Raw genomic sequence first — 21,579 nt, forward strand, 5'->3', positions numbered from 1 at the left:
TTACTCGGCGGCGTCGTTATGCTGGGCGTGCCGGCGAGAGTCGGTAAATCGCCTCGCTAGAGGAATACATGGAACCGCGTGCACATCGGTCGCGCGAGGGCTGTCCGACCGGATGGGAACTGACTTTCAGTAGTTCCCGTACGCGACCTGCTCGTACACGTCGACCCAGCGATCCGCCGTCCGGTCGACGCTGATCTCCCGCGCGGCTTCCCTGCCGTTCGAGCGGTCGCCGCGTTCGAGGACGTCTCGGAGGCCGTCGATCAACGCTTCGTCGCTCGTTCCGACGCAGGACGGAGCGACGTCCTCGAGTCGCTCTCGAACGTCGCCGACGGCAACCGCGACGACGGGCAGGTTGCAGGCCATCGCTTCCTTCACCGAGTTCGGCGAGCCCTCGCTGTGGGAAGTCAACAGCAGGGCGTCGGCGGCGTTCATGTAGTTCGGGACCTCGTCGTGTGCGACGTCGTAGACCGTGTGCAGCCGCACCGGGCGGTCGACCAGGCCGTTGACCGCGTTGACGATCCGCCGCGCCCGCGGGTAGTTCTTCACTTCGCGCTCGGGCGTGTAGGGAAAGAGGACGTGGTGAGCGTCGCCGTCCCAGTCGACCGCCTCGCGGGCGCGATCCTGCGGGGCCGGCCGGAACTTCTCGAGGTCGACGCCGTCGGGGATCACGGTGCAGTCTCTACCCATGTACGTCCGCATCGCTTCGGACATGACCACGAGTTCATCGCACAGCGGCGCGCAGGCTCGACTCACCGGTTCGACGGGGCCGTAAATATCGGAGCCCCACAGCGAGAGGACGACGGGTTTGCGGACCTGTGCGAGTGCCATCGGTGCCGTCAGGCCGTAGTGGGCGTGGATCAGGTCGTAGCCGTTACCGGCCTCGCGGAGTACCGAGGGAAAGAATTTGAGGTACTCGAGCGGGCTTCGTGACGTTTCGCCGTCGACCGTTCCCGACACCGATAGCGTCGAGAAGGTGACGCCGCGCCGTTCGAGTGCACGCATCTGCTCGGTTAAAAACGGCGCATCGGCGTTCGTCGTCAGCGTGAGCACGTGCATCTCGGTATCGGTGTCTCTCACCGGCGGCGTTTTGTTATCCAGAACCTTTTCTGAACGGTCAGACGGGAGTGAATATGCCGATTATGGGCGTTTTGCACGTGCTACTGTACGTGTACGATTACAAAGCAGCCAAAGCGTCTAGCTGTGGGCGATGCGAGTTCTCGTCTTTGCCAACACTCCCGCGCACGTGCATCTGTATCGGCACGCCGTCGATCACCTCGCGGAGACGGGTCACGAGGTGCTCGTTCTGACCCGGGAGTACGCCTGTACGACCGACCTACTCGAGTTCTTCGGGTTGCCCTACCGGCGGTACGGGACCCACGAGACGCGCGCACCCTCGAATCTTGAGCTCGCTCACGAACTGGGCGAACAGTTCGGTCGGATCGTCTGGGAGGCGAGACGGTTCGACCCCGATGTCGTCTTCGGCCGTGGTCCCTACGCCGCGCTGGCGGGAACGGTCACCCGAACGCCCGTCGTCCTCGTGTTGGACGACGAGCCGGGTGATTTCAACCACACCGTCTCCCGACCGTTCGCCGACTGCATTCTGTCGCCGGAAGTCACGCGTCGCGACCTCGGCGACGATCACTACACCTTCGACGGGTTCAAGGAGTGTGCGTATCTCCACCCCGACATCTTCGAGGCGGATCGGGCGATCCACGAGTTCCTCGCGCTCGATCCGGACGAGTCGTACGCGCTCGTTCGCTTCAACGCGATGGACGCGCTCCACGATACCGGCATCGAAGGCTTCTCACGGGACCAACGACGCGATCTCCTCGAACGGCTGAGCGAGCACGCGACCGTCTTCGTCTCGGACGAGAGCGGAACGATGGACTTCGGCGACCTGCCGGCCCGGCCCTACGACCTCCACCCGGCGCTGATCCACGACGCGATGGCGGGAGCCGACCTGCTCGTCGCCGATACGGGCACGATGGTCAACGAGGCCGGCTTGCTCGGGACGCCGGCGCTTCGCTACCAGGGAACCGACGACCACGAGTACGGCGAGTTCAGCGAACTCGAACGCGCGGGCCTGGCCGAGCAGTTCGACGACTACGCCGCGGTCCGCGACCGGGCAGTCGAACTCGTGCGGACGGACGCCACCGACCGCTGGCAGCGCCGCCGCCAGGCGTACGTCGGCGATCTCGTGAACCTGACCGATCTACTCGTCGCGGTCGCGGAGGTCCGCGGGGATCTCGCCGAACTCGACTCACCGGCGCGCGCGGTGTTGCGCCCGCGATCGCCGGTACGGTGACGTCGGGAGGCAAAAAACGGGCTACTCGGACGCGCCGGTCCGATTCGGTTCGGCTGGCTGCTCGAGGTCGGCTCGTTCGCGGTCGGTACTGTCCTCGTACCGGGTTCGTTGGAGCGATTCGTTCTCCGCTGCGTCCACCGAGATCGCGACGCCGAGGGAGACGACGCCGACCAGTATTGCGAGAACGGATACGAGCGCGCCCGTGACCCCATCTTTTCCCCGTGCAACCTGAACGATCGAACCGGCCAGGCCGCCGCTCCCGACGGCGAGGCCGGCCGTTCCAGCCCCGTAGAACACGACGGCGGGGTGAAAGCTCTCGATCACGTATTGGCGTTTGAGCCGCCAGTAAAAGCTTCGCAGGAGGAGCAGCGAGACGAACCGAACGAACGGAACGTACCTGATACTGCTTTCCTCGTCGCCGTAGAGCGCCGACATCGACACGTCGGCGACGCGGCAGTCGTTGACGTTGAGATGCGTGAGGATGTGGTTGAGAAAGCCGTACTGGTCCGTGATCGCGTCCAGGTCGAGTTCGTCGATGGTCTCGCGCGAGATGGCGGTGTAGCCGTTCTGGGGGTCGCTGATCGTCCAGTAACCCGAGGCGAACTTCGAGAGCCCGGAGAGGAGCGCGTTGCCGACGAACCGGAACGTCGACATCCCTTCGCGGTCCTCGGAGTACAGCAGCCGATTCCCCTTCGCGTAGTCGGCCTCGCCGTCGACGACGGGATCAATGATCCGCTCGAGGATCGTCGGGTCCATCTGGCCGTCCCCGTTCATGACGGCGACGACGTCGATCCCGTCGCGTGCGGCGCGCTCGTATCCCGTCTTAACCGCTGCACCGTAGCCCCGATTTTCGTCGTGGCGGACCGGAACGACGCGGCGACCGTCGCCGCCGTCGGCGACGGCTCGCTCCGGCTCGCTTTCGGCGTTGACGCGGGCTGCAACCCGCTGAATCACCGCCCAGCTATCGTCCGGCGAGGCGTCGTCGACGGCGTAGATCCGATCGACGTACGACGGCACCGTCTCGATCACCCGATCGACGAACGCCGACTCCTTGTAGGACGTGACGACGACGCCGATCGATTTACCCCTGTACATCGGTTCCACCACCCGTTCGGTTCGCCGCTGATCCGCTCGGCGCGTCGTCGCCGGCGTCCTCGCTCGGCCGCCGGTCGTCACTCTCCCCGCCGACGGCGTCCGTCGGGCTGGCGTCACCCTCACCGCTGGCGCTTCGAGTGCCGGGCCGCGGCGGTCGGCCGCGTCGCGACCCCGCAAGCGTGTACACGCGGTGCGTCGTCTCCTCGAGTTCAGTTGCGTCCCGACCGTCGACGACCACCATCGGCTCCGCGGCGTCCCAGTCGATGCGACCGAACTCGTCGTGGGGGGTGACGACGACCGCGCCGTCGACCGCCGACGATTCGAACTCGTCGATCGAAAGGGATCGCGCGCCGTAGTCGGCGGGGTCGATGAGGGGATCGACGCCCGCAACGTCGGCACCGCGCTCGCGAAGTTCGTCGATAACCCCCAGCGCGGGCGAGGCCCGCGTTTCCTCGACGCCGGGACGGTAGGTGATTCCGAGGACGGCGATCGACGCGCCGTCCAGGTCGGCGTCGACGGCCGCGAGTTCGCGTTCGAGCCGGTCGACGACGACCGCGGGCATGGCCTCGTTGACTGCTCGCGCCGTCCGGGTGAGGGCCATCGGCTCGTCCATCCGGGAGAGCAGGAAGTGCGGGTAGTAGGGGATGCAGTGGCCGCCGACGCCGGGACCGGGGTCGTGGAGCTGGCACATCGGCAGGTCGTTGGCCGTCTCGATGGCCTCGCGAACCGAGATGCCGAGGTCGTCCGCGAGCCGACCGAGTTCGTTCGCCAGCGCGATGTTCACGTCGCGGTAGATCCCCTCGAACACCTTGACCGCCTCCGCGGTGGTCGCGTCGGCGACCGGGTGCACGTCGTTGGCCGAGAGTTCGTCGTAGACGAGCGCCGCGGCGCGGGTGCTCTCGTCGTCGATGCCGCCGACGACCTTCGGGTACCGGCCGCGGATGTCCCGCAGCGCCGTTCCGGAGGAGGTCCGTTCGGGACAGAACGCGAGGCCGAACTCCTCGGAATCGAGTCCGCTTTCGGCTGTCAGGAACGGCTGTAGTACGTCCCGGCAGGTCCCCGGCGGCAGGGTCGACTCGGCGACGATCAGGTCGCCGGGCGAGAGGCCGGCCGCGATGTCCGCGGCGACGGACTCGACCGTCGTCAGATTCGGCTCGTTCTCCTCGTCTAGCAGCGTCGGAACGATGATGACGTGAACGCGGGCCTCGGCGGCGGCGGCGGGGCCATCGGTCGTGGCGTCGAGCCGTCCCTGCCGGACCTGTTCGGCGACGAGTTCGGCGAGGTCGGGTTCGCCGACGACGTGACTCTCGCCGGCGGTCACCGTCTCGACGACGGCGGGGTCGATGTCGACGCCGATCACGTTGCCGGCTGTTTCGGCGTAGACGGCTGCGAGCGGAAGGCCCATCTTCCCGAGCCCGTAGACGGCGACGGGAACGTCTCCGTCGGTAAGGAGCTCTCGTTGACGGTCGGCTGGGACGGCCGTGCCGTAGAGCGCCGTCTTCCGGGCCGATTCCGGTTGCTCCGGCGCGTCGCCCGTCTGCATCAGGCCTCCACCTCCTGTTCTCGGCGCGGGGCCTCCCCCGAGACGAGCGACTCGATCGTCTGGACGGTCCGCAACGCCCTGACGCCGTCTTCGGCCGTAACCGCCGGTTCGACGCCGGTTCGAACCGCGTTGACGAAAGAGCGCAGTTCGTGGCACAGCGGTTCCCCGTTGTCGACGCGGGCGTTTTCGACGACGCTCTCGTGGCGGTAGCGGTTCGGCCCGTCGTCGGTGAGGTACTCGGGGTAGGAGTCGCGGTGAATTAAGACGGACTGCTCCAGATAGTCGACTTCGACGAGACACTCGCGGGCCGTGACGGTGAGTTTGCGTACCTTCTTCTGGGTGACGCGACTCGCGGTCAACGAGGCGACCACGTCGTCGTAGGCCATCGTTGCGGTCGCGTACTGGCCGTCGTCGGTGCCGATCGCGTTGACCGAGGTGGGCCGGTCATCGAGGATCGAGCCGACGATGTCGACATCGTGGACCATCAGGTCGAAAACGACGTTTGCGCGGGTCGTCCGGTCGACCGGCGGGCCGAGGCGCTCGGCTTCGAGACTGATCACATCCAGGTCGTCGATGAGTTCCATCACCGTCTGGACGGCCGGGTTGAACCGCTCGATGTGGCCGACCTGCAGGACGAGTCCCGCGTCCTGCGCCTGTTCGGCCAGCGCGCGGCCCTCCTCGACGGTTCTGGCGATCGGTTTCTCGACCAGAACGTGGACGCCGTCGTCGAGACAGGCCGACACCGTCTCGTAATGGACGTGCGTCGGTACGGCGACCGTGACGGCATCACAGCGCCGGCACAGCGTTTCGCTGTCGAGCGCCGCCGCGCCGTACTCCGCCGCGACCTGCTTTGCGACGCTCGCGTCGTGATCGGCGACGCCGACGAGTTCGACGCCGGGCAATTCGTTGTAGACGCGCGCGTGATTCTTCCCCATGGAGCCGACGCCGATGACGCCGGCCCGGATCGGTCGTGTCGATGGAGATCGCGTTCCTTCCGTACTCATAGATTGAAGTGATCGTGGACGGCTTCGACGACGGTTCGGCGCTCGCGCTCGGAGAGACCCGGATGGACGGGTACTGAGAGAACTGTCTCGGCCGCTCGCTCCGCCTCGGGCAGCGACGCAGCAGCCGTACTTACCGTTTCGTAGGCCGACTGGCGGTGAATCGGCGGATCGTAGTAGACCGCCGAGTCGACGTTGCGATCCGCGAGCGTGTTCGCGAGCGCGTCCCGCTCGGCCGGATCCTCGGTCCGCACCGTGTACTGGTGGTAGACGTGGCCGTACCCCTCCGGCACCGTCGGCGTCTCGAGCGGTAGCTCCGCAAACTGATCGTCGTAGGAGGCGGCGTGTTCCCGACGCGCCTCGTTGAACTCGAGCAGGCGCTGGAGTTGGACGCGGCCGATGGCGGCGGCCAGGCTCGTCATCCGGTAGTTGTGACCGAGGGCGACGTGGTCGTAGCCGCCGGTTTCGCCGGGGGCCCGGCCGTGGTTGACGTACTGTCTGACGCTCTCGGCAACGTCTTCGCGGTCGGTCGTGACGATGCCGCCCTCGCCGGTCGTCATGTTCTTCGTCGGATAGAACGAGAAACAAGCGGCGTCGCCGAACCCGCCGACGCGCTTGCCGTCGACCGTCGCGCCGTGGGCCTGACAGGCGTCTTCGAGGACGAAGAGATCGTGCTCCTCGGCGATATCGCACAGCGCCGGCATCCGCGCCGGCAGGCCGTAGAGGTGGACCGGCAGGAGGCCGACGATGTCGTCGCGTTCCGCCAGCACGCGCTCGACGGCGGTCGGATCGAGCGTGTACGTGCCGAGATCGATATCCGCGAAGACGGGCGTCGCCCCCGTAAGCCGGATCGCGTTCGCACTCGCGACGAACGAGAACGGAGAGGTGACGACCGCGTCGCCCTCGCCGACGCCGAACGCCTCGAGCGCGGCGTGAAGGGCGGTCGTCCCGTTCGAGGTCGCAACCGCGGCCTGGGTCCGACAGAATCCGGCGAACTCGCCCTCGAAGGCCCTGACTTCGGGCCCGTCGGCGAGCATCCCGTCCTCCAACACTGCCCTGACGCGCTCTATCTCCGTCGAACTGAGATCCGGATCCGCGATCGGAACGTCGTCGACGGGTTCGACGGTACTCGTGTCGGTTCTGGCCTCGGTTCCGCCGTCGGGTGCGATTCGACCCCGTCGAGTCGGTCGGTCCGTTTCGCTCTTCGTCTCACCCTCCGTCGGATCGTCTGGCGATTTCTCAGTCATGCGAGCTGGTTCGGTCCGTCAAGTGGCCCAGGAAGCGGTTCGATCGTCGCCGGCGCACCGACCGCGAGCCGCCCGGGCGGAACGTCGTCCGTAACGACCGCTCCGGCCGCGACAAACGCACCCTCACCGATCGTCACGCCCGGCAACAGCGTCGCGTTCGCGCCGATCGATGCGTCGTCCTCGATCGTCGGTCCCTCGAGACCGTCGTCGGTACGAACCGGATACTCGTCGTTGGTCAGCACCGCACCGGGACCGATGAAGACGTTCGAGCCGATGCGCGTCTCCGTCGGCACGTACACGTTCGTCTGCAGGCTCACGTGCGAGCCGATCGTCGTCTGCCCGTCAATGACCGTCTTGGTCCCGACGAGCACGTCGTCGCCGATCGCGGTCGCCTCACGGACGAGCACGTCGTGGCCCGTCGTGAACTCGTCACCGATCGTCACGTCCCCGTAGACGATCGAGCCGGCTCTGATCGTCGCGCCGTCGCCGAGCAGCGTCGGTTCGTCGAACTCGCCGTAGCCAACCGTCGCCTCGGGCTCGATCGTGCAGTCCTCACCGGATTCGAACGCCGTCATCTGTTCGGCCCTCCACCGCGTGACTGTCGCTCGGTCCGTCGCTGCCGCGGTCGGTCGACGATCACCCGCTCGAGACTGAGAAGCCCCGTCGTACACGCCACCGCGGCGGATCGTCGTCGGTTATGCTGTGTCATTGGTTACTCGATACCCGCGAGGGAATCGTCCTGATACAGCCGGTAACGAGGTTTTGTTATCCCCGTCTTGACGAGTTCGTAGCCACGAACTACAGCGACGAGGCCAGGCTACGCTCTCCTTACAGGACGGGCCACACCCGACACTCCCGTCGATCGTATCACTCCATAGATGCCGTGAATCGTCGGATCCGGCGTCTTTCACGAGTGCTAACCGGTACAATCGGGTTTCGAGCAGGTAGCCGCGCGATAGTAAAGGACGAGTGTCTCTCACTCAGTGACGTGAGGTATTCGAACACCCCCGATCGACAGCCGATTCGGGACCGTGAGGGCACCCATGTCTGATCAGGAGTTCACACAGGCTGAACTCTTCGACGTGTTCAGCAATGCCCGCCGGCGTCGCGCGGTACAGTACCTGAAACGCCAGGGCAGCACCTGCGATCTCGCACCGCTCGTCGAACAGGTCGCCGCCTGGGAGAACGATACCGATCCCGACGATGTCACGCGGACCCAGCGCCGACGGGTCTACATCTCGCTGTACCAGACTCACCTGCCGATGCTCGAAGACCACGGCATCGTCGACTGGGACCCCGACAGCCACAGCATCACGCTCTTGCCGAGCGACGAACTCTTCGAGCCGTACCTCGATCGACGACTCGGTGCGCAGCGACCCTGGCACCGGTTCTACGCGGCCATCTCGGTGCTCGGAGTCGGTGCGTTCGCAGTTGCGTGGCTCGCCGTTGGCCCGCTGACGACCGCTGTCGCACCGCTTGTCGCACTCGTGGTCTGTGTCGGCGTCTTCGTGGTCTCGATCGCACAGCACGTCTCGCGGCGGCCCGACCTCGAGTTTCCGTTCGGTTCCGCGAGTCGATAGTGTTCTCGGACAGGAGCGCCCTCGACCCTGTTCGAACGCCCACTCTTCTCACAGCCGTTCGTTCGTCGGCGCGTCGTCCCCCGCCGGTGAGTGCGAACGCCGCGACGCGGGCCGACTGAAAGACGGCTGGATGACAGAGCCGGTCACGCCGCACACGGTATCTCACGCCAAGTCGCGCAACCATCGCCAAGACGAGCGCGGATAGTAGACGAGATCGGCAGCGCCGAACCGTTCGGTACACGTTCCGTCAGGATCGGCGACGAAACGCGTGCGAAAGCGAACGCGATACGACCCGTTGAGTTGGCCGTGCTCGTCTGCAGGGGCAACTTCGAACTGCTCGACGACTATCCGTCCGGCTCGGTCGGACTCCAAACGCTATCAACGAGGTCAGCGAACGCACCCTCGCGATCGAGCGCTTCGACCAGTGCGATTGTCTCCCCCGGCGTTGACCGCAGTGACCGGCACGATGTCGTCGGGACCCTCCGTTTTCCTCACGAGCACCGAAACAGTCATCTCGAGCCCCTTAACCGCCGTTTCTGAGATGTTGGGAACACGTACACGGTCATCGTCGCACGGGTTCCAGTTCGTCGCAATCGCCACTCTGGACGGCGGCGATGGCGGTAGCGGCGACAGAACTCTCCTCGGGCATCCGTTCGCGAAGCCACAGCTAAATTACTGAATAAAAGTGGCACTCTCTACCGAGAAGCGACGAAAGAGCGGGACACCGAACCCGCTACGCGCCGGGGTCTTCGGTCACCGTCACCCAGAAGGTCGTCTCGGCGAGGGCGTCCTCGGCCGTCGGCTCACTCGGCGGCTCGTCCTCGTAGAGGAGCACGCTGATACGGACGGTTTCACCCGACTCCGCCGTCGGCGTCACCTCGAGTTCTTCCTGTACACTCGAGCCGTCCGTAACGGTCGCACTGATCGTGTCGAGTTCAGTTCGGTCGACGACCGCGTCGTCTTCGAGCGTTTGTTGTTGGACGACGGCCGTGTACGTCATTTCTTCACCCGCCTGGTTCTCCATTTCGACCGTAACGGGAACTGACTCGCCGGGTGCGACCTCGTCCTGGATGCCGCCGGTGACGAGGTCACCGCTCTCGTTTTCCGTGTACAGAGCGAGTTGACTGAACCCGCCGGAAGAGACCGGTGCGATCAGGCCAACGAGGAGGGCTCCGGCCGCCACGATGACCGCAATTCCAAGGAGCAGCGACGTGACGGTTACAGCTCCGCTCTCACCCTGGCGAAAGCCGGCCAGAGCGGCAAGCGGTGCGACCCGGAACCGTTTCGCCTCGGGGACGCGCAGCCGGCGAACCACGCCGATCTGTGCCACCACGACGGTAAATACGCAGAGTGCTGCCGCGGTCGACGCAGTTCCGAGTCCCCACTCGGTAACAGCCAACCCGAGTGCGAGCAGGGGCGCGACGGCGACCGAAACCGCGAGCGCTAACCCGAGTCGTTCGACCACGTCGATGCCGCGCGGATAGGTTTCGGCATCGACGGCCGTCGCGGCCGTCTCCCGGGCGTCGCGCTCGCCCGCTGGAAACAGTACCGAAACGAGTGCGTATCCCGGGACGAACAACACGAGCGGCAATGCCGCAAGCAGCCGCAATGCCGTCTCGTCAGCCACACCCGTGACGGCGACGTATGCGCCGATCGCAACGAGTGACACGATCGCCAGATCGCCCGGATACCGTCGTACAGACCCGAGCCGGGTCTGCGTGCTCGTTCGTAAACTCATCTGTGCAACACCACCGCACGCCCGACGGGGCCATCGATACTCGCAGTGATTGAACTCGTCGCGGAACTCGAACGCGCTGTAACAACCATCTCGTCTCTCGACTCCACGAATGTCCGCTTTGTTATGTGCGCTATATTCCAGCTTACTATCATTTTTTGATCCCACTATCAGCCATCGGTATACGACCCACGGCGCAGTTCCCGATGTCCCGCTTCGTCTCGGGCGTTCTATCCCGCCCTCAGGGGCGTACAGACTCGAGCAGTCGCTCTGAATTCGTCACCGCACGGACACGGAACTGCAGAAAAAGACGACTACCGCAGTCAGAAGTCGACGTATTGTTCCTCCCACTCTCGCCGGTCATCGATCTGTTGGCGCCCGTCATCGGTAATCGCGTAGTAGTTCGTTCGCCTGTCGAGCTGTCCTTTCTCGACCAGTTCTTTGTTGACGAGCGTATCCAGGTTCGGATACAATCGCCCGTGATTGATCTCCGAACTATAGTACTTCTCGACCTCGTCCTTGACAGTCTGTCCAGAAGGCTGGTCTGCGCCTGCAATGACGTACAGCAAATCGCGCTGGAAACCGGTCAGATCGTGCATTGCTCAATCACAGTGACCGTACCACAGAATAGATATTTGTTATCCGTATCATACAGCGCTGTTAGTACTCCTTTCAGTATTTTTCAAAGTGTCTAAATCGATTGTTCCCGTGACAACCATCCGTTCATGACTGTCCAAGAACCCTGAATATCGGCTTGTCTGCGTTTTCTCCAATTAGCGTCACCTCACCATCACGAACGCGCGAATGACAAACGCACGCATACACCGCCGCGCATACTCCGTCACTCGTCCGTCACAGAGAGTGCGACATCGATACCCTCGTCGTCGATCCGGACGCGCACCTGTTCAACGGTTGCCTCGTACGCCGTCGTGTGCGATCCGTCGTCCTCGAACCGAACGCATTCGGCGAGGAGATCGCCCTCGAGCAAATTATTTATCCGTCGGTACACCGTCGCGGACGAGCTATCAGTTCGATCAGTCAATTCCTTCGCCGTCTTCGGTCCTGAACTCGTTGCGACGAGGATCGTCCGCGCACATTCGTCGCCGAGAACGTCGAGTTGGACTGTCGACTCAGTCGCCGGGTTCGATTGGGTATTACTCGCTTTCGTGGACATCGTCGTACTCACCTGGTATGGTCCAGCAATCAAATTGGTAAGCGAAAGCGGTATTTTATAACGATGTGCCTTCGGGACGGAAAGTCACGCATTCCGGCGCGAAACATGGGGTTTCGATATCGAAATCGGCCCTTTCGATCGGCGAGATACTCGGACACAGCGTCGATTCCCACCGAACGCAGTCTAACCGATCCAAATTCGGGTTGAGGTCGACCTGAATCGATTGCGAACAGAACGCCCAGGATATCCGAAGAGCGGCGCTATCCGGCGGGAAACTGCGTATTTCTCCAGCACAGATCCACCGACGAGAGTGAACAGTCGCAGTCCTTTATTCGGATCTACCCCCCTCGGTTCGAATGCGCTAAACCGCTCCCATATACACCATCCACCCATGAACTCTCCACACCAAAACTGGCGACCGATGGAATCGTCGACCGCAGGTGCCCGCTGTCGAAACTGCGATACACACGTCACCCAACAGTTCGCCCGCGTCTTCGGCGACAACGGCGACATCGTCCACGGCTGTCCGGCCTGTACAACATATCGTGAGATGCAATCCGGTGGCCACCTTCCCGGTTCCGAGTCCGACTGACTTCGCGACTGCCCGCCGAGACACGACCAGAATCGGTCGAACTACGTCCGTCTTTTATCTCAGTTGTCCGTCCTTGATAAAATTCAATCCAGTGTGGAAATCTGATTGTGATCGCGTTATCCTGCCATCCGTACCATCTAGACCGCATTCACCGCCGGATGATTCCGACTGTATTCATATAACAACTAATACCGCAGGTTAAAGTCAGTGGTCAGCAAAGTGGAGGACGTGCATGAGAGACGATGATGGACTGTGCGTCGAGACACGACAACAAACTGTTACATAAGCAATGTCTGTCCAGAGGAGTCGTCCCGAGTCGCTCGCAGAAAGCGAGGTCTTTCACATCCTTGGCAACGACAGACGGCGAGCAATCGTCCAACTACTCGCACACCAATCCGGACAGGTCGATGTCTCGGACATCGCGACCGAAATCGCCGCCACCGAGTCCGAAACGACGTCAGTGCCGAACAATCTGTACAAAAGCGTCTACGTCTCCCTCCAACAGACACATCTCCCTCAACTCGAGGAAGATGCAGTCATCGAGTACGATTCAGATACCAAAACGATCCAACCGGGACCAAACTTCGAGGACGTTATCACCTACATCGACGGCCACGATGGTGATCACACCCGAGTTCTTCAACTCCACCTTGCCGCCTGCGTCCTCGGCCTCGGCCTCATCGTCCTCACCGGTCTCGACCTCCCGCTGCTTTCCAGTCTCGATCCCGTCCTCTGGAGCGTCCTCATTCTAGTTGCCATCGCCGTGAGCAGCCTCTACCGACTCTTCGCTTAAACGACTGCCACTCACACCGCCGCTCCTCGTCCTCCCGCCAGCAAGTACCCGCTTGCCAGCCGTACTCAATGCTCGCTACTCTCAACGCCCGCCGTACCCAACACCGTAATGAAACCCACCTACACTGTCTCTCTGACCCGTTTTCACTCCCTACAACTATCGCTCTCGGCACAACAGAGACGACACTACCACGCTCGCTCTCACGATAGCACCTGCACCTGATCCGCGCAAAACAAAAAATCGGCGACTGACAGCACTTCCGACTTACGCGAGCGCCGTAGCCACGTTCGCGCTCGGTCCCGACTCCTCGGCTGCTGAACTCGTCATCATGTCGTCCATTCCTGAGTCATGCATACTGGCAACAATGATGGTTGCCTGCTCGATCGTAACGGAGATCTCGGAGTCGTCACTGGTGTCGGTGTCAGTGTCGGTCTCCGTGTTGGTATCGTCAGTCATCGCATCGTCAGTATCGCCGTTGGTCTCGGTATCGTTGTAGTCGTCCGTGTCGTCCGCTTCGGTATCCGTCGATTCAACGCCGTTCTCGGCCTCAGTCTCAGTCTCGGTACTCGCATTGTCCGAGTCCTCGATGCCGGTCGTCGTGGAGTCGTTCTCCGCGACACCATTGTCGTCTTCGATACCGTCGTCAGTAGCATTGGTATCAGCCGCCGCCGAATCGGTCTCGGTATCCGTCTCATAGCCGTCCTCACCGGTGTCGGTACCGTTCTCGACCCCAGTATCAGCACCGTCAGCACTGAAGACGAAAATGGTCGCCTGTTCGATGGTTATCTCGTGTTCACCGGCATCGGCATCTCCGACCGCTGGTTCATCGGTTGCGTTGTCGTGCTCATCGTCAGCGGCGTCGTCTCGCTCCTCCGACGGCTCCGTCTCAATAGTCTCGTCGTCCGTCTCCAGGGATTCGGTCTCGTTCGTCTCCGTCTCGTTCATCGCGCCGTCCCCAGTATCACAGCACGTCTCTTCCGTGGCAGCTTCGTCAGACTCGTTTTCGACGGCAGCAGTCGTGTCGTTCTCCTCGTGTTCGTGTTCAGTATCGTTGGTTTCCGATGACTCAGTTTCAGTGGTCGTGTCCGTCTCGTTCATCGCGCCGTCTTCAGCGCCACAGCACGCGGTTTCGGACTCACTGTTGTTGGCGTGAGTTTCGGTATCCGTCTCGACCGTCTCGTTTTCGTCGCCGAGTTCAGTGTCGTTGGTGTCGTCGGTGGTGGTGTTAGTGTCGGTTTCGGTGTCAGCGTCAGTGGTGGTATCAGTGTCGGTTTCGGTGTCGACATCCATTTCGTCCTCGGATTCAGTGGTGTCGACCTGTTCGTCACCCGCTGAATCGAGTCCCTGAACGAGGACGAGGATCGTCGCACGCTCGATCGTGATCTCGCTCTGGTTACCGTTAGTCATCTCGTCCGCCGGCAGGTCGTCTGCGCTGTGGAGTAGGACGAAGATCTGTCTCTTATACACATCTCTGAGCGGGNGGTAGTCGTCTCGGTGTCAGTTTCAGTCTCGGTGGTCGTTTCAGTTTCAGTGTCGGTTTCGGTGTCTGTCTCAGTGTCCGCAGCCGTTTCGTTTTCACCGTCCGGCTGCATCGCACCGTCACCGGCATGGTCGCCCATGGACGACTCCATTCCGCCTGGACCGATCGAGGCGATCGTTGGCTGTTCGATCGTCACTTCGATCTGTTTCTCGTCGGACATGGCGTCGTCGTCACTGCACTCGAAGCCGTGTGCGACAAGGGTCGCCCGGTTGATCGTGACGGTGAGTTCACCATCGCCAGCGGTGGTGTCGGCTGGTTGATCGGTGACCGGTTGGTCATCCGTCGGTTCGTCATCCGCCGGCTGCTCAGCTGTAGGCGTTTCGTTCGCTGGCTGATCGTCTTCAGGTGCATCGGCGGCCGATTCGTTAGCTGCCGGCTGCTCGTCTCCCGACTCGGTGTCGTTAGCTGGCATCTCAGCAGCGCCGTTGTCGGCCGTTCCGTTTGCTTCGACCGTTACAACTGCCTCAGCAGTTACGGCGTCGCCTGCATCGGTGACGTACGGACCATCCTCTTGACCGTCAGTCTCCACAAAGTCGTACTCCTGGTTGTCGTTCGTGTCGAGGTGCGGCATGGCGACCAGCGTTTCGTCCTCGGTAAGCGGCTCGTCGAGCGTAATCTCGATGTTCTCGTGCGTCCCTGGTTCGAGGTATGCTGACGTACCGATCACGCTATCGATAGCTTCTCCAACGAGAAGGCTACTGTTGTGAATCGTCACGAAGCCCCCGTCAGGAAGCGTTGCCTCCTCCACGACGACCGTCTCGCCCGCCGTCGTCTGATCTTCGAAGGTCACCGTTGCCGTCTGTGCCGGTCCGTCGTCACTCACATTATTGCCGGCTTCTGCATCGCCGTTCGTTCCCGTCTCATCGGTGGCTTCCGTCTCGTCTGTCGCCCCCGAATTCATCTCTGTCTCCGACGCTGTCGTCTCAGTTGCTGTCTCTCCCTCGTTACTGCTCTCCTCGTGTGCCTGGTCACTCGTGTTCCCACTGGCACTCGCTGCCGATGTTGCCCCCGCAACCATCGCAACACCCGAGGTTATCATCATCAGTGTGATGAGCAGTACGAGTAGCTTCTTGCGTACGTTCATAGTGTGCCGTTGAAGGCACTCGTTCATCGCTGGAGTGGCGCTTAAACCGCCACAACCATTTCGGCAGGAAACTGTACACTACGCGTTCCTGACGCCAGACACGCCAATCCCGCCGCCCGCAGAAAGGACGGATTGGGAACCACAACGACACCAGTCGCCGTTCGCCATTCGCCGTACCTGTTGTTTCGCTTTAGTGTTACCCGATTCGCCACACATTACTCGGAATCATATACTATGACATATGACACATGATACGCGATGTGCAATATGCTACTCGTTCGACTGCTCCGGCGACTTCGACGCCGTCGGCTCGTGCCCCGGCAAACAGACCAAATTCTCCCGCCCCAGCCGTAGCTTGGTAACCTGATCGTCTTCCTCGAGTTCAGCCAGCAGCCGGCTCACCTTCGCTTTCGACCAGTCGACCGAATCGACGATGCGGGACTGTTTCATGCGCCCCCCGTTCTCGCGGATGAGTTTGTGGACCCGCTCCTGGTCGGTCATGAACTCGTCGCGGTGGGAGTCGTAGTTGGGGTTGTGCTTCTGTCGGCGATTGGAGCCGGGTCCGTGCTCGCTGTCGTGGTCGTAATCGCGTTCGGAGGTGTCGCCGTAGCTGTCGGTCCTGCGATTCTGTAACCGGTCTCGAGCCACGAGGATAGTGCCCAGGGCGGTCAAGAGGAGCAATCCGAGGAGTGCTGCGAGATGGGCACCACTGCTTGTCTGAAGCGGCACTGCAGAAAAAGTCGGCTCGAATCCGACGCGTTCAGCGACCGCGGCGTGGTCGCTGGCCGAGCGAAGCAGTCCCGCGTCGGATACGGTGGTGGGAAAGTGGATGCTCATGATGACGACGAACGAAGACTCGCTCACTCGTTTCTGAACCGTCGACACCCGCCTTCAAAGTATTTTTTATGGGTCATGTATTGTTATTACTTGGTAAGTATATCACAGAAAGTGGTGTGTGCGGGAATCCGACGCGATACTGAGCCGTCTCTGTCCGGTTTCGAGGGATCCCATAGTCGTCGGTAATTCGGTTTTACCAGCGAACGATGATCCGACTGAAAGGTCGACGCGTGAGCGGAAGCCAGCAAGAGCCGACGCCCGTCTCGCCATCAGCTGCCCGGGACGCCGGCGGCCTCGAAACCGGTGATGCCGAGGACCGCGAGGACGTACAGGATGACCAGGACGGAGATCCAGGCGATGATCGTGATCGCGATTGCATCGACCCAGCCGCCGGGATAGCGGGCGTTGATCACAGCAAGATACGCGACGAATACCAGGAGCGGGCCGAGCAACGGAATCCAGCCGAGGAAGAATCCGACGACCGCCCAGACGACTGCCCCGATCAACGCGGTGATGAACGCGTACGTGTAGTCGTCCGTGTCGACGACGAACCTGGCACCGAGGAAGATGCCGAGCGCGCCGATGAGCAGGCTAACCGCGAACACGATGAGGTTCTCGATCATAGACTGAGTGAGGCTCCCCATACCGATAGTTATCACTCACCTACACGAACTGGACAGCACAATTAATCCGTCTATCAATACGCCGCTCGTCGGCGTTTGCGCCGGTTCTTCCGGGAAATTACGCCGTTCCTTCGTAACGAAGACGAGGCGTTATCGGGGAGCAGTTGTCAGTTTGCCACTCCCCGCTCGACCTCGTCTCGATTGCAACTGCACTCTCTTCTCGCTCTCTCGGTGTCTAATCACTCCTGTGAATACTGCTCGTGCTGTGCCGCCATCGCCGCCTGCTGTGAACTCGTCGTGGACCGGTCGGTTTCCTGGACGAGAGACCGAATCCCCGACTCGAGGCTCACCTGCGCCTCGAACTCGAGTTCACGGCGCGCCTTGGAGATATCTGCGCCGCTGTGTCTGATGTCGCCGGGTCGGGGTTCTCGGTGGACGATCGGGGCGGTGGAGCCGACCGCATCCCGAACGAGTTCGGCGAGGTCGCGGATCGACGTGCGTTCGCCGGTGCCGATGTTGTAGGCGGTGCCGACGGCGTCGGTCGTCGCCGCTTGCAGGTTTGCCCGGACGATGTCGGAAACGTGAATGAAGTCCCGGGTCTGTTCACCGTTACCGTCGATGGTGATCGGGTTGTCCGCCCGCGCCTGGTCGAGGAACGTGGAGATGACGCCGCTGTAGGGGCCTTGCTGGCGCGGGCCGTAGGCGTTGAAGTAGCGGAGCGAAACGGTGGGCAGGTCGTAGAGTTCAGCGTAGCGGCGGGTGTACTGATCGAGGGCGAGTTTCTGGATTCCGTAGGGAGAGTTCGGGTCCGTCGACGCGGTTTCGGAGATCGGGAGTTCGTCGGGGTGGCCGTAGACCGCGGCACTCGAGGCGACGACGACCCGTGCGTCTTCCTGGCGAGCCTGCTCCAAGACGAGGAGACTGGCGTCGAGATTCGTCTCGTTGCTCCGTCTTGGCGCGTCGACGCTTCGGGAGACGCTGACGAGAGCGGCCTGGTGGAAGATTAGATCGACGCCGCGGGCGGCTCGCTGGAGCGCCATGGGGTCGCCGATGTCGCCGTCGATTACGGTGACGTTGTCGTGGACAGTCGTCGAATCGGCTGTCTCAGACGATGTTGCTGGTGATTCCGATGCTGAGGCCGATGTCGATCCGGAGACCGACGCCGACGCGGGCGCGGGCGGAAGATACTCCCGAGAGCCAGTCGAGAAGTTATCGAGCACGCGAACCTCGTTGTGCGGAGCCAACGCACCGACGAGATGGCTCCCGATGAACCCCGCACCACCGGTTACGAGGACTGTGCTGTCGCGGATCGCTGGCGAGGTCATTACTCCTGCGAGGACGGCCGCTCGGTTTAGTATAGCACTCGTACCGCCGCCGTACACGGAGCCTACACCGCAGCCGAGGACGCGCCGAACTCGAGTAGGAGAGACAGAAGCTATATGCGCTCGCCTCGGCAACGCTACGGCACCTATGAGCGTCGACCTCGTCGTGCGAAACTGCACCGTCGTCACGCCCGCCGGACGGTCGCCGAACTCGGGGGTCGCCGTCGAGGACGGAACCATCGTCGCCGTCGGCCGGAGCGACCGCCTCCCCGACGCCGACCGCGTCGTCGACGGCGAGGGCAACGTCCTCGTTCCCGGAATCGTCGACTGTCACATTCACAACCGCGAGCCGGGTCTCGAATACAAGGAAGACTGGGAGTCCGCGACGCGCGCGGCCGCCGCAGGTGGTGTCACGACCGTCGTCGGAATGCCAAATACCGACCCGGTGATCGACCGGCCCGACCACCTCGAATTGAAGTTCGAGCGCGGCGAGGCCTCGGCACACGTCGATTTCCAGAGCTACGTCGTCGTCACCTCGGAAAACCTCGATCGGATTCCGGCGCTCGACGAGGCCGGTGCGCTCGGCTACAAGATTTTCCTCGGCTCCACCGTCGGCGACGTGCCGCCGCCGAACGACGGCGAGATCCTGGAGGCGATGAAGCGCATCCGCGAGACCGGCAAACGACTCGGTTTCCACGAGGAAAACGGGGAGATCATCGATCACTACACGGCGCAGTTCAAGGCGGACGGCAAGACCGACCCGATCGACCACTCTCACTCCCGGCCCGTCATCGCCGAGCAAGAGGCGGTCGAGCGGATGATCACGTTCGCCGACGAAACCGGCGCGAAGATCCACATGTTCCACGTCTCCTCGGGATCGGCCGCCGAAGCCGTCGCTCGCGGGAAAGCCCGCGGCGTCGACGTGACCGCGGAAACGACGCCGCACTACCTCTGGTTCACCGAGGACGTCATGCGCGACGTCGGGAATCCCGCGCGCATCCAGCCGCCGATCCGGGACGCCGACGAGCGCGACCGACTCTGGGAGGTCGGCATGGACGAGGGCGCAATCGACTGTATCGCGACGGATCACGCCCCGCACACTCCCGAAGAGAAGAAAGTCGACGATCCGTTCGGCAACACCTGGGACGCCATCTCCGGCTTCGTCGGCCTCGAAACCGAGATTCCCGCGTTGCTCACCTTCGTCGATCAGGGACGGCTCACGCTCGAGGAGTGGGTCCGCCGACACGCGGTCCGTCCGGCGCAAGTTTGGGGAATGTACCCCCAGAAAGGATCGTTACAGGTCGGTACGGACGCGGACTTTACGATCGTCGACCCCGACCGCGAGTGGACGCTCGAAGACCGCGACGACCTCCATTCGAAGAACTGCGTCACGCCCTTCGTCGGCGAGACGTTCACCGGCGACGCGGTCGCGACGGTCGTCCGCGGCGAGTTCGTCTACGACGATCAGGAAGTCGTCGGCGAATCCGGATACGGGACGCGAGTCGACGTGAACGACGGCGACTAGTGCGGGCGCCGTTTCCGTTGCGCGAAGCCATCGCTCGAAGACAGCACGTGCGGCCCGCATCGCAAAGCCGAAACCGACATTACCGAACCGGCCACACTGTCTGACAGTGACCCGTGTCTGTCTCATCGGGACCGACGACTGTACCCTCCAGTACGAACTCCTCTCCCGCGAGACCGCTCGCGAGGCCCTGACGACTTACGATCTCCGACGCCCCTTCGAAAACACGATCGCCCTGCGAACCGTCAGCGTCGGCGCCGCCGTCTCCCTGCTCAACGATCTCGACTGGTATCTCACTCGCTTCGTCGACGCAGCGCTCGTCCAGGACCCCAGCGTGAGCGAAGACGAATGGCTCTCGCGTGAACTCGCGACGGAACTGCGAAACGGGGCGATCGAGCCGGACGAAACCGCCGAATTCTGTAAGATCTACGGCGTCGAACGGGCCGAACCGGCGGGTGCATCGGCATCGGAGCCAGCGCAAGCGGACGAATCCGAGACGGAGATGACTGAAACCGCTGGGAGAACCGCCACAACCGAAGCCGCCGAATCAGCCAAAGCAGCCGAAACAGCTGTCACAGCCGATGAAACGTCACCACCCCCCCGCCAACCGCAAACGCGGCGGCTCGTCGAACCGCTCTACGTCCGCCGAACGGACGGGACGCTGCCAGAGTACGATCTCAGGGATGTCGACTCGACGCTCGTCGTTCGGCTCACCGAAGCCGAACACTCGCCCTGAACTCGGTTGTGATCGGTTCCGAACGCGAGAATCGCGCGTTTCGGATGTGCAAGAGAACGAATCAGTGGAGACGAACTGACAGACTCACTCCTCCGTCTCTGTCTCCGATTCCGCCTCCGAAGCAGTATCTGATCCGGTGACAGACGTGGATGAACTCGCGCTACCGCTCCCCGAAGCCATACTCTGGCTGTATTCGTCCCCGTTTCGATCGACGACTGTCACCGAGAGTTTCATCGTCGGTTCATCAGGGAAGGTGGCGCGAACGAGCGCGCCGACGGTTACCTCCTGCTGGGCGCAAGCCTTTTCCGGCGATTGCTGATCAGTAACCGTCGCTTCGACCGTCAATACGTCGTCCGAGAGTTCGACCGAGTCGATAGCCAGCTCGGTGCAGGGGTTCGGGGCTCCAGCCTCAATCGAAACGAGTCTCGAGTTCTCGAACTCGGTGTCGTCGACGAATCGGGTCGTGTCCTCGCCGACATCGCGGCCGGCGAGCCAGTCGTCGGCGTCGTCGCGCGAGTGTACGTACTCGATCGTGGGATTGTCGGAAGGTGTCGGCTGTTGGTACTGATGGGTTTCCGTAGCCAGTTCGTCCTCACCGTTCTCGGTATCGTCGCTCTCGTTCCCGTTCGCCGACTCGTTTCCGTTTTCGTTCCCGTTCCCGTCGGAGTTGGACCCCGAACCGGGATCCGGATCGTCGTTATCGTCGCTGTTGTTCGCGACACAGCCGGCTGTGAGTGCGAGCAGTCCTGCGGTGCTACCGAGGAGCGTCCGTCTGGAGGGTGGTGACATTGCTATGCCGTCCTACATCGGGCCGGATAAAGATGATTACCCTAGGTGAAAGAGCGACTTT

At 62.6% G+C, this 21,579-nt stretch carries 21 protein-coding genes; 6 read left to right on the plus strand and 15 right to left on the minus strand.

Annotation, left to right across the window (positions count from 1 at the left end):
• Window positions 1-126 precede the first annotated feature (126 nt).
• Complete coding sequence (locus C481_RS12985; protein WP_006109682.1) at window positions 127-1,056, minus strand: glycosyltransferase; 930 nt, start codon at window positions 1,054-1,056, stop codon at window positions 127-129.
• Window positions 1,057-1,207: 151 nt separating this feature from the next.
• On the opposite strand from C481_RS12985, the gene C481_RS12990 reads away from it, so the two are divergent.
• Window positions 1,208-2,305 carry a DUF354 domain-containing protein gene (locus tag C481_RS12990; protein WP_006109683.1) on the plus strand — a complete coding sequence of 366 codons (1,098 nt, stop codon included), beginning with the start codon at window positions 1,208-1,210 and terminating at the stop codon, window positions 2,303-2,305.
• A 21-nt stretch (window positions 2,306-2,326) separates the two neighbouring features.
• On the opposite strand, the gene C481_RS12995 is transcribed toward C481_RS12990, so the two are convergent.
• From C481_RS12995 to C481_RS13015, 5 genes are read right to left on the minus strand one after another with little or no spacing between them, the layout of a single operon-like run.
• Entirely contained in the window at window positions 2,327-3,400 is a 1,074-nt protein-coding gene (locus tag C481_RS12995) for a glycosyltransferase family 2 protein (protein ID WP_006109684.1), read from the minus strand.
• Window positions 3,387-4,943 carry a nucleotide sugar dehydrogenase gene (locus tag C481_RS13000; RefSeq protein WP_006109685.1) on the minus strand — a complete coding sequence of 519 codons (1,557 nt, stop codon included), beginning with the start codon at window positions 4,941-4,943 and terminating at the stop codon, window positions 3,387-3,389. The genes C481_RS12995 and C481_RS13000 overlap by 14 nt, the downstream gene beginning before the upstream one ends.
• Window positions 4,943-5,947, minus strand: coding sequence for a Gfo/Idh/MocA family protein (locus C481_RS13005; RefSeq protein ID WP_006109686.1), 1,005 nt, complete (start codon window positions 5,945-5,947; stop codon window positions 4,943-4,945). Before C481_RS13005 ends, C481_RS13000 begins: the two co-directional genes overlap by 1 nt.
• Window positions 5,944-7,191, minus strand: a complete 1,248-nt coding sequence (locus tag C481_RS13010) for a DegT/DnrJ/EryC1/StrS family aminotransferase (RefSeq protein WP_006109687.1) — start codon at window positions 7,189-7,191, stop codon at window positions 5,944-5,946. The genes C481_RS13005 and C481_RS13010 overlap by 4 nt, the downstream gene beginning before the upstream one ends.
• The gene (locus C481_RS13015) at window positions 7,188-7,766 is read right to left on the minus strand and encodes an acyltransferase (protein WP_006109688.1); all 579 of its coding nucleotides are present in this window, start codon (window positions 7,764-7,766) and stop codon (window positions 7,188-7,190) included. Before C481_RS13015 ends, C481_RS13010 begins: the two co-directional genes overlap by 4 nt.
• Window positions 7,767-8,234: 468 nt before the next feature.
• Here C481_RS13015 and C481_RS13020 point away from each other — a divergent pair, with 468 nt between their 5' ends.
• The gene (locus tag C481_RS13020) at window positions 8,235-8,771 is read left to right on the plus strand and encodes a DUF7344 domain-containing protein (protein ID WP_006109689.1); all 537 of its coding nucleotides are present in this window, start codon (window positions 8,235-8,237) and stop codon (window positions 8,769-8,771) included.
• A gap of 733 nt (window positions 8,772-9,504) precedes the next feature.
• On the opposite strand, the gene C481_RS13030 is transcribed toward C481_RS13020, so the two are convergent.
• The 3 genes from C481_RS13030 to C481_RS13040 form a co-directional block, all read right to left on the minus strand.
• Window positions 9,505-10,509 (minus strand): DUF1616 domain-containing protein, encoded by a 1,005-nt coding sequence (locus C481_RS13030; protein WP_006109691.1) that lies wholly within the window; start codon window positions 10,507-10,509, stop codon window positions 9,505-9,507.
• Between the two features lie 320 nt (window positions 10,510-10,829).
• Window positions 10,830-11,105, minus strand: coding sequence for a PadR family transcriptional regulator (locus C481_RS13035; RefSeq protein WP_006109692.1), 276 nt, complete (start codon window positions 11,103-11,105; stop codon window positions 10,830-10,832).
• Window positions 11,106-11,347: 242 nt separating this feature from the next.
• Entirely contained in the window at window positions 11,348-11,680 is a 333-nt protein-coding gene (locus tag C481_RS13040) for a winged helix-turn-helix domain-containing protein (protein WP_006109693.1), read from the minus strand.
• Between the two features lie 421 nt (window positions 11,681-12,101).
• Between C481_RS13040 and C481_RS13045 the strand changes: the two genes are divergently transcribed.
• Complete coding sequence (locus tag C481_RS13045) at window positions 12,102-12,272, plus strand: DUF7563 family protein (RefSeq protein ID WP_006109694.1); 171 nt, start codon at window positions 12,102-12,104, stop codon at window positions 12,270-12,272.
• 289 nt (window positions 12,273-12,561) lie between these two features.
• A complete protein-coding gene (locus tag C481_RS13050; protein ID WP_006109695.1) occupies window positions 12,562-13,065 on the plus strand; it encodes a DUF7344 domain-containing protein in 504 nt (167 codons plus the stop codon).
• A gap of 264 nt (window positions 13,066-13,329) precedes the next feature.
• Here the strand turns inward: C481_RS13050 and C481_RS22705 are convergent, their stop codons facing one another.
• The 5 genes from C481_RS22705 to C481_RS13070 form a co-directional block, all read right to left on the minus strand.
• Entirely contained in the window at window positions 13,330-14,472 is a 1,143-nt protein-coding gene (locus C481_RS22705; protein ID WP_006109696.1) for a hypothetical protein, read from the minus strand.
• Complete coding sequence (locus C481_RS23325; protein ID WP_449406455.1) at window positions 14,469-15,716, minus strand: DUF7282 domain-containing protein; 1,248 nt, start codon at window positions 15,714-15,716, stop codon at window positions 14,469-14,471. The genes C481_RS22705 and C481_RS23325 overlap by 4 nt, the downstream gene beginning before the upstream one ends.
• Before the next feature lie 243 nt (window positions 15,717-15,959).
• Window positions 15,960-16,553, minus strand: coding sequence for a helix-turn-helix transcriptional regulator (locus C481_RS13060; RefSeq protein ID WP_006109698.1), 594 nt, complete (start codon window positions 16,551-16,553; stop codon window positions 15,960-15,962).
• Window positions 16,554-16,795: 242 nt separating this feature from the next.
• Window positions 16,796-17,149, minus strand: coding sequence for a hypothetical protein (locus C481_RS13065; protein ID WP_006109699.1), 354 nt, complete (start codon window positions 17,147-17,149; stop codon window positions 16,796-16,798).
• 239 nt (window positions 17,150-17,388) lie between these two features.
• On the minus strand, window positions 17,389-18,474 hold the full coding sequence (locus C481_RS13070) for an NAD-dependent epimerase/dehydratase family protein (protein ID WP_006109700.1): 1,086 nt from the start codon (window positions 18,472-18,474) through the stop codon (window positions 17,389-17,391).
• 145 nt (window positions 18,475-18,619) lie between these two features.
• Between C481_RS13070 and allB the strand changes: the two genes are divergently transcribed.
• Both allB and C481_RS13080 read left to right on the plus strand, forming a co-directional pair.
• A complete protein-coding gene (gene allB / locus C481_RS13075; protein WP_006109701.1) occupies window positions 18,620-19,996 on the plus strand; it encodes an allantoinase AllB in 1,377 nt (458 codons plus the stop codon).
• Window positions 19,997-20,102: 106 nt separating this feature from the next.
• Complete coding sequence (locus tag C481_RS13080) at window positions 20,103-20,729, plus strand: DUF5804 family protein (protein WP_006109702.1); 627 nt, start codon at window positions 20,103-20,105, stop codon at window positions 20,727-20,729.
• An 84-nt stretch (window positions 20,730-20,813) separates the two neighbouring features.
• Here the strand turns inward: C481_RS13080 and C481_RS13085 are convergent, their stop codons facing one another.
• Window positions 20,814-21,518: a hypothetical protein gene (locus C481_RS13085; protein ID WP_006109703.1), complete on the minus strand. Its 705-nt coding sequence runs from the start codon at window positions 21,516-21,518 to the stop codon at window positions 20,814-20,816.
• Window positions 21,519-21,579: the final 61 nt, after the last annotated feature.

The organism is Natrialba asiatica DSM 12278 (genome assembly GCF_000337555.1).
Classification (GTDB): domain Archaea; phylum Halobacteriota; class Halobacteria; order Halobacteriales; family Natrialbaceae; genus Natrialba; species Natrialba asiatica.

What these genes read in the sequence shown, in the direction of transcription:
- C481_RS12985 (WP_006109682.1), bottom strand. Translation starts at nt 1,056, where the DNA reads ATGCACGTGCTCACGCTGACGACGAACGCCGATGCGCCGTTTTTAACC.
- C481_RS12990 (WP_006109683.1), top strand. Translation starts at nt 1,208, where the DNA reads ATGCGAGTTCTCGTCTTTGCCAACACTCCCGCGCACGTGCATCTGTAT.
- C481_RS12995 (WP_006109684.1), bottom strand. Translation starts at nt 3,400, where the DNA reads ATGTACAGGGGTAAATCGATCGGCGTCGTCGTCACGTCCTACAAGGAG.
- C481_RS13000 (WP_006109685.1), bottom strand. Translation starts at nt 4,943, where the DNA reads ATGCAGACGGGCGACGCGCCGGAGCAACCGGAATCGGCCCGGAAGACG.
- C481_RS13005 (WP_006109686.1), bottom strand. Translation starts at nt 5,947, where the DNA reads ATGAGTACGGAAGGAACGCGATCTCCATCGACACGACCGATCCGGGCC.
- C481_RS13010 (WP_006109687.1), bottom strand. Translation starts at nt 7,191, where the DNA reads ATGACTGAGAAATCGCCAGACGATCCGACGGAGGGTGAGACGAAGAGC.
- C481_RS13015 (WP_006109688.1), bottom strand. Translation starts at nt 7,766, where the DNA reads ATGACGGCGTTCGAATCCGGTGAGGACTGCACGATCGAGCCCGAGGCG.
- C481_RS13020 (WP_006109689.1), top strand. Translation starts at nt 8,235, where the DNA reads ATGTCTGATCAGGAGTTCACACAGGCTGAACTCTTCGACGTGTTCAGC.
- C481_RS13030 (WP_006109691.1), bottom strand. Translation starts at nt 10,509, where the DNA reads ATGAGTTTACGAACGAGCACGCAGACCCGGCTCGGGTCTGTACGACGG.
- C481_RS13035 (WP_006109692.1), bottom strand. Translation starts at nt 11,105, where the DNA reads ATGCACGATCTGACCGGTTTCCAGCGCGATTTGCTGTACGTCATTGCA.
- C481_RS13040 (WP_006109693.1), bottom strand. Translation starts at nt 11,680, where the DNA reads ATGTCCACGAAAGCGAGTAATACCCAATCGAACCCGGCGACTGAGTCG.
- C481_RS13045 (WP_006109694.1), top strand. Translation starts at nt 12,102, where the DNA reads ATGGAATCGTCGACCGCAGGTGCCCGCTGTCGAAACTGCGATACACAC.
- C481_RS13050 (WP_006109695.1), top strand. Translation starts at nt 12,562, where the DNA reads ATGTCTGTCCAGAGGAGTCGTCCCGAGTCGCTCGCAGAAAGCGAGGTC.
- C481_RS22705 (WP_006109696.1), bottom strand. Translation starts at nt 14,472, where the DNA reads ATGACTAACGGTAACCAGAGCGAGATCACGATCGAGCGTGCGACGATC.
- C481_RS13065 (WP_006109699.1), bottom strand. Translation starts at nt 17,149, where the DNA reads ATGATCGAGAACCTCATCGTGTTCGCGGTTAGCCTGCTCATCGGCGCG.
- C481_RS13070 (WP_006109700.1), bottom strand. Translation starts at nt 18,474, where the DNA reads ATGACCTCGCCAGCGATCCGCGACAGCACAGTCCTCGTAACCGGTGGT.
- allB (WP_006109701.1), top strand. Translation starts at nt 18,620, where the DNA reads ATGAGCGTCGACCTCGTCGTGCGAAACTGCACCGTCGTCACGCCCGCC.
- C481_RS13085 (WP_006109703.1), bottom strand. Translation starts at nt 21,518, where the DNA reads ATGTCACCACCCTCCAGACGGACGCTCCTCGGTAGCACCGCAGGACTG.